Source organism: Sandaracinobacteroides sp. A072 (genome assembly GCF_052616365.1).
Window position 1 is genome coordinate 67584 of sequence record NZ_JBQXGU010000004.1, and the last position, 13649, is coordinate 81232.

Below are 13649 nucleotides of genomic sequence, written 5' to 3' on the forward strand. Positions count from 1 at the left end.
GCGGCCTGCTGGTCAAGCGGAGCGTCAGATACCCTTTTCCGCCCGGAAGGCCCGCCAGCGGGCGACATTGGCCTGATGCTCGGCATAGGTGCGGGCAAAGGCATGGCCGCCGCTGCCATCGGCCACCATGAACAGATAGTCGTTCGGCTCAGGGTCGAGCACGGCGGCGAGGCTTTCGCGGCCGGGGTTGGCGATCGGGCCTATCGGCAGGCCTGCGCGGCGATAGCTGTTGTAGCCATTGTCGGCCCGCAGTTCCGAAAGCCGGATGCGCCGCCCCAGCGGCTTTCCGCGCGTGACGGGGTAGATCACCGTCGGGTCGGCTTCCAGCCGCATGCCGGCCCGCAGGCGGTTGGTGTAGAGGCCGGCGATCCGTCGCCGTTCCGAGGCGAGGCCGCTTTCCTTTTCCACGATGGAGGCAAGGATGACAGCTTCTTCCTTCGTCTTCACCACGGCCCGCGCGGTGCGCCTTTCCCACAGCCGGTCGAGTTCGGCGTCCATGGCCTTCTGCATGCGCGCCATCACGGCTGCCCGGCTTTCGCCGACCTTCGCCTCATAGGTGGCGGGCAGGATGCTGCCTTCGGCCGGTGTTTCCACCATGCCCTCCAGCCGTTCCATCGCGTTCAGCCGTTCGGCCACCATGATGCTGGGCATGCCCTCGGGAATGGTGACGCGCACGGTCAGCGTGTCGCCGCGCTGCATGCGCGCGAGAATGGCGCCCCAGCCTTCGCCCGGTCGCACTTCATAGACACCATGCTGGATGGCGCGACCGCCGCCGAACAGGCGGGTCATCAGCCGGAAAAGCCGGGCATCGCTGACAGCGCCGGCATCTTCCAGCAGGGCCGCCGCGCGGGCGAGGCTGGCCCCGCGCGGGATCTCGACCTCTATGGCTGGCGCATCGGGCGGCGTGGGCGCGCGCCACTGCTGCAGCGCCCACAGACCGGACAGAAGCAGCACCGCGACCAGCGCGGCGGGAAGCAGGAGCAACCACCGCCGCGCCGGCGTCGCCGGCCCGCCTGAGCCTGCCGCCATGGCGCGATCAGATCTTGCGGAAGATGACCGTGGCGTTGGTGCCGCCAAAGCCGAAGCTGTTGTTCAGCACGGCCTCGACCTTCCGCTCCTTCGCCTTCCAGGGCACGAGGTCGACGCCCTCGGCGCCGTCCACCGGATCATCGAGATTGAGCGTGGGCGGAACGATCTGGTCGCGCATGGCGAGCAGGGTGAAGATGCTCTCCACCGCGCCGGCGCCACCCAGAAGATGGCCGATGGCGGATTTGGTGGAGCTCATCGACACGCCCTTGATGGCGTCGCCGAACAGGCGCTTCACGGCGCCGAGTTCCAGTTCGTCGCCCATCGGGGTGGAGGTGCCGTGGGCGTTCACATAGTGGATGGCTTCGGGGCCGATTCCGGCGCGCTTCAGCGCCATTTCCATGGAGCGGTAGGCGCCGCGGCCTTCGGGGTGCGGGGCGGTCACATGATAGGCATCGCCGGTCAGGCCATAGCCGATCACTTCGCCATAGATGGTGGCGCCGCGCTTTTTCGCGCGCTCATATTCTTCAAGCACGACGCAGCCGGCGCCTTCGCCCATCACGAAGCCGTCGCGCGCCTTGTCCCACGGGCGGCTGGCGCGGGCGGGTTCGTCGTTGAAGGCGGTGGACAGGGCGCGCGCCTGGGCGAAGCCGGCAATGCCGATGGGGCAGATGGCGGCTTCGGCGCCGCCGGCAACCATCACGTCGGCATCATCGAGGGCGATGAGGCGGGCGGCGTCGCCGATGGCGTGGGCGCCGGTCGAGCAGGCGGTGACGACCGCGTGATTCGGACCCATCAGGCCATATTTGATGGAAACCTGGCCCGACACGAGGTTGATGAGGCGGCCATGCACGAAATGCGGGCTGACCCGGCGCGGCCCGCGTTCGTGGAGCACGATGGATTCGCTGGCGATGCCGGGCAGGCCACCAATGCCCGAACCGATGAGCACGCCGGCGCGAAGCCGGTCTTCCTCGCTCATGTCGGTGAGGCCGGCGCTTTCCAGCGCCTGCGAGGCTGCATCGATGCCGAACACGATGAACGGGTCCACCTGCCGCTGGATCTTGTGATCGACGCGCAGGTTCGGGTCGAAATCCCCGGGCTTCACTTCGCAGGCGATGCGGCAGGCATAGTCGCTGGCATCGAAGTGGGTGATCGGCCCGGCGCCGGACTGACCTTCCAGAAGCCGTTTCCAGGTGGTCTCGACGCTGCCGCCCAGCGGCGTGACTAGACCAAGACCTGTGATGACAACGCGGCGCATCCGCCTCTCCTTCCCATCAGGGCCGCGGCAGGCGCGGCCACATCTCTGCCCTCATTCTGGTGCGTGCGCACCGCATAGCAAGGCGGCCCCGAAGCGCAAGGCCCCGGAGCCGCCTGGAATACCCGCCGCCTGGAATACCCGCCGCCTGGAATACCCACCGCCTGGAATACCCACCGCCTGGAATACCCACCGCCTGGAATACCCGCCGCCCGGAATATCTGTCGTCCGGCAAATCTGCCGATGAAGCATTCCGCCGGTGGACCGGCCCGTAGCGCACGTGACCACGCGGGCCGTTCATGCCGCTGGCTGGTGCCGGGCTGGCATGGGGCCGCCGGGCAGAACCCGTCCGCGCCCCCTGGTGGCCTTACTTGCCGCTGGCGGCGATGAAGGCGATGGCGTCCTTCACCGTCAGGATCTTCTCGGCGGCATCGTCGGGAATTTCCACGCCGAATTCATCCTCGAAGGCCATCACCAGCTCGACAGTGTCGAGGCTGTCCGCCCCCAGGTCGTCGATGAAGCTGGCTTCCTCGGTCACCTTCTCGGCTTCGACGCCGAGATGCTCGACCACGATCTTCTTCACACGATCCGCGACATCGCTCATGCTCTAACCCCTTCTGTCCGGGCATGGCCCCCTTGATCTGGGGCTGCCCCTAGTTTCACGCCTGCACTAGCGGCGGCACCGCCGCCATGCAAGACGCGCAAAGCCATGCCGGCACCGGCTTTCTCCATATTGAGCAGCGTTTCTCCGGCGCTGGCCGCCATTTGCCGTGCCAGCCCCCCAGTCAACCCATGTACATGCCGCCATTCACATGAATGGTCTGGCCAGTCACATAGCCGCCTTCGGCACTGGCAAGCCAGAGAACCGCAGCAGCGACATCCGCGCCGTCGCCGAAGCGTCCGGCTGGAATGCGCTCGAACATGGCGGCCTGCTGCTGTTCGTTGAGGGCGTCCGTCATCGCCGAGCGGATGAAGCCCGGCGCGACGCAGTTCACCGTCACCCCACGCGAGGCGACTTCGGCGGCGAGCGAGCGGGTCATGCCCTCGAGGCCGGCCTTGGCGGCGGCGTAATTGGCCTGGCCGGGGTTGCCGATCGAGCCGACGACCGAGCTGATGGCGATGATGCGGCCATGGCGCGCCTTCATCATCGGCCTCAGCGCCGCGCGCGAGAGCCGGAAGCCCGCCTCGAGATTCACGCGCAGGACGGCGGACCAGTCCTCGTCCTTCATGCGCATGGCAAGGCCGTCGCGGGTGATTCCGGCGTTGTTCACCAATATGTCGAGGCCGCCGAGGGCTTCGAGGGCTGCGGGAACAAGCCCTTCGACCTCTTCGGCCACATCCAGCCGGCAGGGCAGGACGGCGGCGCCGCCAAGCTCGTCCGCCAGCGCCTGCAGGGCGTCGGCCCGGGTTCCCGAAAGCGCGAGCTTCGCGCCGCGTGCCGCCAGCGTGCGGGCGATGGCGCCGCCGATGCCGCCACTCGCGCCCGTGACCAGCGCTGTCCTGCCGGAAAGATCGAACATGTCCATTCCCTTCACAGAGCCTTCAGAACCGCGTCGATGTCGGCTGGGCCGGCAACCGACAGGCATTCGATGTCAGGCGCGATGCGCTTCACCATCGGCCCCAGAACCTTGCCGCCGAACTCGACCATGCGGGTGATGCCGAGGCCGGCCATCGCCTCGACGGATTCGCGCCAGCGCACCGTCGCCGTCACCTGCTCGACCAGCAGACGGCGGATGCTTTCCACGTCGGTCACCGAAGCGGCCGTCACATTGGCGACGAGCGGCACCAGCGGCGCCTGCATCGCGGCCCTGCCGAGCGCTTCGGCCATCACATCCGCCGCCGGCTGCATCAGCGCGCAGTGGAAGGGGGCCGAAACGGCGAGCGGCATTGCCCGGCGCGCGCCGGCCGCCTTCGCCAGATCGATGGCGCGGTCGACGGCCGTCTTGTGGCCGGAAATCACCACCTGACCCGGCGCATTGTCATTGGCGGCGGCGAGGACCTCGCCGCCCGGCCCGGCCGCCAGCGCATCGGCCACGACCTTCTCGACTGCGTCGCGGTCAAGGCCTAGCAGGGCCGCCATGGCGCCTTCGCCCGGCGCCACGGCTGCCTGCATGGCATCGCCGCGCGTGCGCAGAAGGCGGGCAGTGTCGGCAAGGGTGAAAACACCTGCTGCCGCAAGGGCCGAATATTCGCCGAGGCTGTGGCCAGAGACCAGCGCCGCCTTGTCCGCCAGGCGGATGTTGCCATCCTGCTCCAGCACATGAAGCGCCGCGATGCTGGCCGCCATGATCGCCGGCTGGGCGTTCGATGTCAGCGTCAGCGCATCCTCCGGCCCTTCGAACATCAGGCGCGACAGGCTCTGGCCGAGCGCCTCGTCCACTTCCTGCAGGGTCTGCCGTGCTGCGGCGCTGGCATCCGCCAGGGCCTTGCCCATGCCGACGGCCTGGCTTCCCTGGCCCGGAAAGATGAAGGCTGTTCCCACCTGAACTCCCGCTTTTTGATCCGTTGCTGATGGCCCGCCACTAGCGCATCGTGCCGTGCTGTCAAAACAGGTCGTCGTGTGGAAGCCGCCTGAAACTTTCCTGCGCTTCCCTTGCGGCGGGCCTTTGGATATGAGCCTTGTCCGACGCTGAGGAGGGAAAATTCGCGCCGTTCAGATTTATGCCATCAAGCCTGTGGCATGGTGGCGGCATGGCAGAACTTCCGAAATTGAATGAAAGGTCGTCGATGAAGCTGGTTATTCGCCCCGCCCTTGCTCTTTCCATTGCTGCCGCGGCAGCCCTGCCGATGGCCGGCGTGCCCGGCGCCGCAGCCATCGGGCTTGCCGGTGTCGCGAGCGCCCAGGCGCTTTCGGCGGCCGTTGGCAAGCCGCTGCAGCAGGCATCCGCCGCCGCGCGCGCCGGCAACATCTCGGCTGCACAGAACCATGTGAACACGGCGCGCGCCGCCGCCAAGACCAGTGCCGAGCGCACGAAGGTCGCGCAGATGGCGGCCTATGTGTACACGCGTGGCGGCCAATATGCGCAGGCCGCGACCGAACTCGAGCGCATCGGCGCTCCGGCCAGCCAGCTGGCGCCGCTCTATTATCAGGCGCGCCAGTATGACAAGGCGATCGCGGCTGCCCGCAAATCGGGCCAGACGACGATCATCGCCCAGTCCTACCTGATGCAGGGCAAGGCTGCCGATGCCGCCAAGATCTACGAGCAGATGCTGGCGAAGCAGCCCAACAACCCGACGGTGCTGCAGAACCTGGCTGGCGCACAGTTCAAGATGGGCGACAAGAAGGCCTATCTGGCAACCATCCAGAAGCTGATTCGTGTCGACCCGACGCCGAACCGCTGGCGGGCGCTGCTGATCGACATGAAGTCCTCGCCGATGTCGCGTGATGCCAAGCTTGGCCTTTATCACCTGATGCGCGAGACGGGCACGCTCACCAACGCCAATGACGTACAGGAATTCGCCAAGGTCGCCATCGTTGCCGGCCAGCCGGGCGTGGCTTCCGATGTGGTGAAGGCCGCCGGCGCCAGCAATGTCGTCTCGCTCACCGACGCGATGACGGCCCGCCTCGTCGACGCGGGTGACAAGCGCCAGTCCGCCGCCATGGCTCAGGCCGCGGCCCAGGCGAAGAGCCCGGCAACGGCCCTTGCCGCCGGCAACGCCTATCTGGGCGCCGGTCTCTATCCGCAGGCGATCGCCGCCTTCACCACCGCCCAGAAAGGCTCCAACCCGGCCGAAGCGGCGCTCTTCAAGGGCATCGCTCAGGTTCGCGGCGGCAATGTCGCCGCTGCCCGGGCAACCTTCGGCACCGTGCCGCAAGGCCCGCTTTCCGAGGTTGCCGGCCTCTGGCAGCTCTACACGACCACCAAGGGCTGAGGCCCGGCGGATCGACAGGAACAAGGCCCGGCGGCGCAATCCGCCGGGCCTTTTTTCATGCTGTTTTCATGCGGTCAGGACAATCCGCTTCCTGCCACCGCCGGCTGCTGCCCGCGTTACGCTGGCGGCAGGGCGATCAGGCTGATCTGGCGGCCATAATCCGGCTCTTTCGCAAGTGTCGTGCGGCGGTAGCTGAAGAAGCGCTCCGGGTCGGACCGGGTGTCGGTTCCCAATCCCTCGGCCTTGCCAACGCCGGCCGATGCCAGCCGGGCAAGGCAATAGGCTTCGAGATCGAAGTGCCAGTGGCCGGGCCGGCCTTCGCCGAAAAAGCGGTCATTTCCGGGCTCCGCCTGCACGAAGCGGTCGCGAAAGCCCACGTCCACCTCATAGGAGCACCGGGCGATGCAGGGGCCGACGGCGGCCCGGATTCGGCGCCTGTCCGCGCCAAGGCTTTCCATGGCGACCAGCGTTGCCTCGATCACGCCTGTAAAGGCGCCTTTCCAGCCGGCATGGGCGGCGCCGATCACCCCGGCCTTGCCATCCTCGAACAGGATGGGCGCGCAATCGGCAGTCAATATGCCAAGGACAAGGCCTGGCTTGTCGGTCACCAGCGCATCGGCTTCGGGGCGGCTGTCATCTTCCCACAAGCCGGCTTCCACGGCGCGTGCGCTGTGCACCTGGTGCAGGGTGACGAGATGCGCGCCGGGCGCAACTGCATCGCGGGCCAGACGCCTGTTTTCCAGCACCGCCGCCTTGTCGTCACCCGAGCCAAGGCCCGTGTTCAGGCTGGCGTAGAGGCCCGTGCTGTGCCCGCCCGTGCGGCCCAGAAAGCCATGCGGCGCGCCGATGAGGGCAGAGCGGAGCTGCGTGATCAAGGGGCAAGTCCTGCTTGCAGGGAGAGTTTCATGATGCGGTCATCGTCAACGGTCGATCCGACGGTGAAGGCATAGCGGCCGACCTCCTCGAACCCGAAGCGCTCGTAGAAGCGCCGTGCGCGGTGATTGTCGACCCAGACGGTCAGGTAAAGCTCTTCATAGCCGCGCGCGCGTGCTTCGCCGATGGCCCATTGCATCAGCGCCTGCGCAAGGCCGGTGCCGCGCGCATCGGCTTCGAGATAGAATTGGCGCAGTACCCACCAGCGGCGCTGGCTGTCGATGCCAAGGTCCTGCGGGCCGAGCAGGCAGAAGCCGAGCACCTGCCCGGCGGGGCCTGTTCCAAGCATGATGGCGACATCGGGGCTGGCACAGTCGGCGCGATATTTTTCCGGCCCGTTTTCCGCAAGCCAGTCCGCCAGTTCCCCGGGCGGGTAGAGGTGCCCGAAGGTTTCGGTGAAGGTGCGGCGATAGATGCCGCTGATGGTGGCGGCATCCTCAGGGGTGGCACGGCGCAGGGTGAAGGGCAGGGCCCGGCCCTGCGCCGCCATGCTCATGCCGCAGAACGGCCGAGGTGCATGTCGCGGAAGTGCGCCCTGAGCGAGACCTTGTCGATCTTGCCCGAGCCGAGCTTCGGCAGCTGCTCATGCACGATCCAGACACGGGCGGGCACCTTGAAGCTTGCAAGCTCGCGGCTCACGAACTGGATGATCGCCTCGCCCTCGAGCTGCTCGCCCGGCTTTGGATAGACGACGGCGCCGACGATTTCGCCGAGGCGCTCGTCCGGCAGGCCGAACACGCTTGCTTCGGCGACCGAGGGGTGGGTGTAGATCGCGGCCTCGACCTCGACGGCGGAGATGTTTTCCCCGCCCCGGATGATGATGTCCTTCTTGCGGTCGACGATGATGAGATAGCCATCCTCGTCGAACTTGCCGAGATCGCCGGTGCGGAACCAGCCATCTGCAGTGAAGGCCTTGGCCGTGGCTTCGGGCTTGTTCCAGTAGCCGCGGACATTGGCGACGGACCGGATGCACACTTCGCCCACGTCACCGGCGGGCACCGGCCTCATGTCGTCGTCCATCATCGACATCTCGACCAGCGGGCGCGAGGGGCGACCGGTGGAGTGCGGCTTGGCGCGGTAGCTGTCGCGGATGTTGCCGGCGCCGACGCCATTGGTTTCCGTGAGGCCGTAGCCGATCGCCGGATTCTTGCCGGGGAAGGCTTCGGCCAGTCGGCCGACATGCTCGGGCGGGCGCGGCGCGCCGCCGCCGGCGATGTCCACCAGGGTGGAAAGGTCGTATTTGTCCCGGTCGGGGTGCTGCATCAGCTCGAGGCTCATGGTCGGCACGCCGACGAAATAGGTCGCCTTCTCGCGCTCGATCAGCTGCAGCGCCTCGCCCGCATCCCAGCGATACATGATGACCAGCTTGCGCCCGATACAGATGGAAACCAGCAGCACCGGAACCAGCCCGGTGATGTGGAACAGCGGCACGTTGAGCAGCATCACCTGCTGCTCCGGCGGCGTGATGCCCTGAGCCTCGGCCAGTTGCAGCATGGCAAGGCCGTTCACCAGATAGTTGAGCGTGCCCGACACAATGCCCCGATGGGTCGAGACGGCGCCCTTGGGCGCGCCGGTCGAACCCGAAGTGTACATGATGGTGGCATCATCCTCGGGGTAGATGGGCGGCAGATACCAGGGCGCCTGCGGCGAGGCAGCGAGGGCGTCCTCCAGCGTGGTCGCGCCGAGGCTGGCGGCAACCGCATGGCCGGTGCGCACGGCAATGATGGCCGGCAGCGGTCCCTCGATGGCGGCGATCCGGCGCGCGCGCTCCTCGTCGGCGATCACCACGCGGGTGCCGCTGTCCTTCAGGCCATAGGCCAGCTCGTCCGTCTGCCACCAGGCGTTCATAGGCACGACAACGGCGCCAAGCATCACGGCGCCGATGAAGGCCGACACCCATTCCGGGTAGTTGCGCATCGCGATCGCCACGCGGTCGCCCTTGGCGACGCCGTAGCGGTCCTGCAGCATGGCGGCGATGCGGACAGCCTTTTCCTGCACCTGCGCGAAGGTGATGCGCTCGTCCTGGTAGACGATGAACTCCTTGTCGGCGTGGGGCGCAAGGAAGAAGGCAATGAGTTCGCGCAGCGAAGGCGGCGCGGCCTCGAATACGGGATAGGTTACGCCGCGCACTTCGGCCGAGGTAATGGCAAGCTGTCCGCCGGGCGCGGTGATGGCGTCAAGGGCGGCGTCGAGCGCCTTGTCGAGTTCGGTCAGCATCGGGTTTCTCCCTCCCCGTCCATTCCATGCCTCGCCGGGCCCGGTTCCGTTGCCAGGCCCGGCGAGGCTCCTCAGAACTGCATCATGCGGGCAAGACGGTCGCCATGGAAGGCCACATCGCCGAAGGTTTCGCCTGCGGCCCGCGCGCGCTTCATGTAGAAGCCGATGTCATATTCGTCGGTCATGCCGATCCCGCCATGCATCTGCACGGCCTCGTTGGTGGCAAGCTTCGCGACACCTGTGGCCTTGGCCTTGGCGAGGCTGGCGTAGAAGCTGGCGCGCGCATCGCCTTCGTCAAGCGCGGTCAGCGCCTTCAGCGTGGCGGAGCGGGCAAGCTCGATTTCACAGAAGAGATGGGCAGCCCGGTGCTGCAGCGCCTGGAAGCTGCCGATCTTCACGCCGAACTGGTCCCGCTGCTTCAGATAGTCGATCGTGGTCTCGAAGCTCTGGGCGGAAATGCCCAGCATCTCGGCGGCAAGGCAGGCGCGGCCGGCGTCGAGCGCCGCTTCCAGAATGGCCAGACCTTCGCCCACCGGGCCGAGCACATCGGCGCCATCGACCTGCACGCCATCGAGGGTGACGGCAGCGGCGTTGCGGCTGTCCACCATGAAGCGTCGGGCGACGCTGACGCCGGCTGCCTTCGGATCCACGAGGAAGAGGGTGATGCCTGCGCGGTCGGCGATGTCGCCCGAAGTCCGCGCCGCGACGATCAGCCGGTCGGCGACATGGCCGTCGAGCACGAAGGGCTTGGCGCCGGTGAGGCGGAAGCCGTTGCCCGACACTTCGGCCCGCGTTTCCACATGGGCGGGCTGGTGGCGGGGCGTTTCGTCGGCGGCGAGCGCCACGATCAGCTCGGCGGCCGCGATCTTCGGCAGCAGCGCCGCCTTCTGGTCTTCGGTGCCGCCCCTGGCAATGGCCGTCGCCGAAAGGATGGAGGCCGAGAGGAAGGGCGAGACGGAGAGGTTGCGGCCGATCGCTTCCTGGATCAGGCCGGCTGCCACCATGCCGAGGCCGGCGCCGCCGAACTGCTCGGGAATGGCGACGCCCGCGAAGCCCATTTCCGCCATCTTTGCCCAGAGGCCGCGGTCGAAACCGTCGGGATCCTTCGTGTCGCGCAGCTTCCTGAGCTGTGCCGCGGGGGCATGTTCGGCAAAGAAACCATTGGCGGATTCCTGGACCATCCGCTGTTCGTCATTGAGGACAAGTGCCATCGATCAGGCTCCCGGCAGCTGGAGGACGCGCTTGGCGATGATGTTGAGCTGCACTTCCGATGTTCCTCCCTCGATGGAATTGGCGCGGCTCCGGAGCCAGGTCCTGGCCATGTCGCCGTCATGCTTGTCCTCGCCCTCCCAGACAAGGCTTTCGCTGCCATGGATCGACATGACGATCTGCTGGCGTTCCTTGTTCAGTTCGGTGCCGTAATATTTCAGCATCGACGACAGCGCGCCGACGCCCTGGCCTGCCTTCGCCTCGTCCTTCACGCGCTCCATGGTCAGGCCGAAGGCCATGGCGTCGATCTCGTGGCGGGCAATCTCGGCCCGCAGCAGATTGTCGGAAAGCGCGCCTTCGGCATTGGCGCCGATCGCCCGGACGGCCATCTGGTGCAGCGCATTGGCGCCGCCCGAGGGCAGGTCCATGCCGCCGATCATCTCGCGTTCGTGGGTGAGGAGATATTTCGCGATGTCCCAGCCCTTGCCACGCTGGCCCACCAGGTTGCGGGCCGGAACGCGCACATTGTCGAAGAAGGTCTGGCAGAAGGGCGAATAGCCCGAGATCAGCTGGATCGGGCTGGTCGAGACGCCGGGGCTTTCCATGTCGAACAGGAGGAAGCTGATGCCGAGATGCTTGGGCGCATCCGGGTCGGTGCGGACGAGGCAGAAGATCCAGTCGGCCTTGTCGGCATAGCTGGTCCAGATCTTCTGGCCATTGACGACATATTCATCGCCTTCGAGCACGGCCGAAGTGCGCAGAGAGGCGAGGTCGGACCCGGCGCCCGGTTCGGAATAGCCCTGGCACCAGCGGATTTCGCCACGGGCGATCTTCGGCAGATGTTCCTTCTTCTGCTCTTCATTGCCATATTTCAGCAGCGCCGGCCCCAGCATCCAGATGCCGAAGCTGTTGAGCGGCGAGCGTGCGTTGATGCGCCGCATTTCCTGCTGCAGGATCTTCGCCTGCTCGCGCGAAAGGCCGCCGCCGCCATATTCGGTTGGCCATTCCGGCACCGTCCAGCCCTTTGCCGCCATGCGCTCCAGCCACTGGCGCTGCGCGTCGGACTTGAATACCCACTTGCGCCCGCCCCAGCAGACATCGCCATCGTCATCGACGGGCTGGCGCATCTCGGGCGGGCAATTGGCTTCGAGCCAGGCGCGCGTTTCGGCGCGGAAGGCTTCGAGGGCGGCGTTGTCTTCCATGGTCATCATCTCCCCGGGTGCATCGCGCCTCTTGGCGCTTGCCCATTGCTGCGGATATGAAAGCCCACATGTCCTTTTTCCAGACAGCTGTCGAATGGAACAGCCTAGGCCTCGATCCTGTCGCTTTGGCGATCGGCCCGCTGGCGATCCGTTGGTACAGTCTTGCCTATATTGTGGGCATATTGGGAGGCTGGTGGCTGCTTTCGCGCATGATCCGCCGGCCGGGCGCCCCGATGAACGGGGGCCATGTGGACGATCTGGTCACATGGTGCACGCTCGGCGTGATTCTCGGCGGGCGGCTGGCCTATGTGATCTTCTACAATCCTGCCCAGTATCTCGACGATCCGCTGTCCATCCTGAAGCTGTGGGAGGGCGGCATGGCCTTCCATGGCGGGCTGACAGGGGTGATCGTCGCGATCCTGCTCTATGCCCGCAGCCAGGGGCTGAGCGCGCTCAGGATTCTCGATTATCTCGCCGTCGTCACGCCGATCGGCCTGCTTCTGGGGCGTTTCGCCAATTTCGTGAACGGCGAACTGTGGGGCCGCCCGACGGACGGCACATGGGGCATCATCTTTCCCGATGCCGGGCCGGAACCGCGCCACCCCAGCCAGCTCTATGAAGCAGCGCTCGAAGGGGCGCTGCTTCTTGTCATCCTCAACCTGGCTTTCTGGTTCTCGTCGGCGCGGATGAAGCCGGGGCTGCTGGGCGGCATCTTCGTTCTCGGCTACGGCCTTTCGCGCTTTTCCATCGAATTCTTCCGCGAGCCAGATGCCCAGCTGGGCACGCTCGCCATGGGGATGACCATGGGGCAGCTTCTGTCGCTGCCGATGATCCTGCTGGGGCTGTGGCTTCTGGCCACAGCGGGCCGCCGCCTGCCGGCCGGCGCATGATCGCCGCCATTGAAGACAGCATCGCCCGCGAGGGGCCGCTGCCGCTCGCGCGCGCCATGGCCATGGCGGCGGACCATTATTACGCCACCCGCGAACCTTTCGGCCCGCGCGGCGATTTCGTCACCGCGCCCGAGGTTTCGCAGATGTTCGGCGAGCTTGTCGGCCTGTGGCTGGCCGATCTGTGGCAGCGCGCCGGTGCGCCGGCACCTGTCGCGCTGGTCGAGCTGGGGCCGGGCCGGGGCACACTGATGGCCGATGCCCTGCGCGCCATCGAGCGGGCGCTGCCAGCCTTTGCCGCCGCCATCGAGCTGCACCTCGTGGAAAAAAGCCCCCGCCTCAGGCTGCTGCAGAAGACCGTTCTGCCGCCCGCGGCGCAGTGGCACGACGGCATCGACAGCCTGCCGGCGGACCGCCCGCTGATGCTGGTGGCCAATGAATTTCTCGATGCCCTGCCGCTCAGCCAGTTCGAGCGTACCGCCGATGGCTGGGCGCTCCGGCGCGTGGCGGCGGATGGCTGGGATATAGCAATGCCGGCCAATCTTGCCTTCGTGCCCGAGGCGCTGCGCGATGCGCCCGAAGGCAGCGTCTTCGAGCGCAACTTCGCGGCCGAGGCCCTTGTGGCCGGAATCGCCCGGCGGATAGCGGCGCAGGGCGGGGCGGGATTGTTCATGGACTATGGCTACAGCGGCCCGGCGCTGGGCGACACGCTGCAGGCCCTGAAGGGCGGCGCCTTTGCGAAGGTGATCGATACGCTGGGCGAGGCGGACATTTCCGCCCATGTCGATTTCACCGCCATGGCGCGTGCCGCCTCGGGCGCGGGCGCCCATGTCTTCGGCCCGCAGGCGCAGGGCCTGTTCCTCGAAGCGCTCGGCCTTTCGCAGCGCGCCCGGGCGCTGAAGGCGGTGGCAAGCCTCGAACGCGCGGCCGAGATCGAGGCGGCGCGGGTGCGCCTGGCTTCTGCGGGCGGCATGGGGCGGCTGTTCCAGGCGCTCGCCATTGCCGCGCCCGGCTGGCCAGTTCCGGCAGGATTCCCTACATAAGGCG

At 67.1% G+C, this 13649-nt stretch carries 13 protein-coding genes; 3 read left to right on the forward strand and 10 right to left on the reverse strand.

Features of this window, described 5'->3' with window-relative positions:
* Positions 1 to 24: 24 nt before the first annotated feature.
* From mltG to fabD, 5 genes are all read right to left on the reverse strand, one after another.
* The gene (gene mltG / locus ACUJ46_RS11355) at positions 25 to 984 is read right to left on the reverse strand and encodes an endolytic transglycosylase MltG (RefSeq protein ID WP_445390607.1); all 960 of its coding nucleotides are present in this window, start codon (positions 982 to 984) and stop codon (positions 25 to 27) included.
* A 52-nt stretch (positions 985 to 1036) separates the two neighbouring features.
* Entirely contained in the window at positions 1037 to 2284 is a 1248-nt protein-coding gene (fabF, locus tag ACUJ46_RS11360; RefSeq protein WP_445390608.1) for a beta-ketoacyl-ACP synthase II, read from the reverse strand.
* A gap of 364 nt (positions 2285 to 2648) precedes the next feature.
* The gene (locus ACUJ46_RS11365; protein WP_445390609.1) at positions 2649 to 2885 is read right to left on the reverse strand and encodes an acyl carrier protein; all 237 of its coding nucleotides are present in this window, start codon (positions 2883 to 2885) and stop codon (positions 2649 to 2651) included.
* A gap of 181 nt (positions 2886 to 3066) precedes the next feature.
* On the reverse strand, positions 3067 to 3801 hold the full coding sequence (gene fabG, locus ACUJ46_RS11370; RefSeq protein WP_445390610.1) for a 3-oxoacyl-[acyl-carrier-protein] reductase: 735 nt from the start codon (positions 3799 to 3801) through the stop codon (positions 3067 to 3069).
* 11 nt (positions 3802 to 3812) lie between these two features.
* Complete coding sequence (gene fabD, locus ACUJ46_RS11375) at positions 3813 to 4763, reverse strand: ACP S-malonyltransferase (RefSeq protein WP_445390611.1); 951 nt, start codon at positions 4761 to 4763, stop codon at positions 3813 to 3815.
* Between the two features lie 245 nt (positions 4764 to 5008).
* Here fabD and ACUJ46_RS11380 point away from each other — a divergent pair, with 245 nt between their 5' ends.
* On the forward strand, positions 5009 to 6154 hold the full coding sequence (locus ACUJ46_RS11380; RefSeq protein ID WP_445390612.1) for a tetratricopeptide repeat protein: 1146 nt from the start codon (positions 5009 to 5011) through the stop codon (positions 6152 to 6154).
* 116 nt (positions 6155 to 6270) lie between these two features.
* Here ACUJ46_RS11380 and pgeF read toward each other — a convergent pair whose 3' ends face one another.
* The 5 genes from pgeF to ACUJ46_RS11405 form a co-directional block, all read right to left on the reverse strand.
* Positions 6271 to 7029: a peptidoglycan editing factor PgeF gene (pgeF, locus tag ACUJ46_RS11385; RefSeq protein ID WP_445390613.1), complete on the reverse strand. Its 759-nt coding sequence runs from the start codon at positions 7027 to 7029 to the stop codon at positions 6271 to 6273.
* A complete protein-coding gene (locus ACUJ46_RS11390) occupies positions 7026 to 7583 on the reverse strand; it encodes a GNAT family N-acetyltransferase (protein WP_445390614.1) in 558 nt (185 codons plus the stop codon). Before ACUJ46_RS11390 ends, pgeF begins: the two co-directional genes overlap by 4 nt.
* Positions 7580 to 9304 carry a class I adenylate-forming enzyme family protein gene (locus ACUJ46_RS11395; RefSeq protein ID WP_445390615.1) on the reverse strand — a complete coding sequence of 575 codons (1725 nt, stop codon included), beginning with the start codon at positions 9302 to 9304 and terminating at the stop codon, positions 7580 to 7582. The genes ACUJ46_RS11390 and ACUJ46_RS11395 overlap by 4 nt, the downstream gene beginning before the upstream one ends.
* A gap of 71 nt (positions 9305 to 9375) precedes the next feature.
* A complete protein-coding gene (locus ACUJ46_RS11400; protein WP_445390616.1) occupies positions 9376 to 10515 on the reverse strand; it encodes an acyl-CoA dehydrogenase family protein in 1140 nt (379 codons plus the stop codon).
* Positions 10516 to 10518: 3 nt separating this feature from the next.
* Positions 10519 to 11724, reverse strand: coding sequence for an acyl-CoA dehydrogenase family protein (locus ACUJ46_RS11405; protein ID WP_445390617.1), 1206 nt, complete (start codon positions 11722 to 11724; stop codon positions 10519 to 10521).
* A 47-nt stretch (positions 11725 to 11771) separates the two neighbouring features.
* Between ACUJ46_RS11405 and lgt the strand changes: the two genes are divergently transcribed.
* Positions 11772 to 12605 (forward strand): prolipoprotein diacylglyceryl transferase, encoded by an 834-nt coding sequence (gene lgt, locus ACUJ46_RS11410; RefSeq protein WP_445390618.1) that lies wholly within the window; start codon positions 11772 to 11774, stop codon positions 12603 to 12605.
* Positions 12602 to 13645 (forward strand): class I SAM-dependent methyltransferase, encoded by a 1044-nt coding sequence (locus tag ACUJ46_RS11415; RefSeq protein ID WP_445390619.1) that lies wholly within the window; start codon positions 12602 to 12604, stop codon positions 13643 to 13645. Before lgt ends, ACUJ46_RS11415 begins: the two co-directional genes overlap by 4 nt.
* Positions 13646 to 13649: the final 4 nt, after the last annotated feature.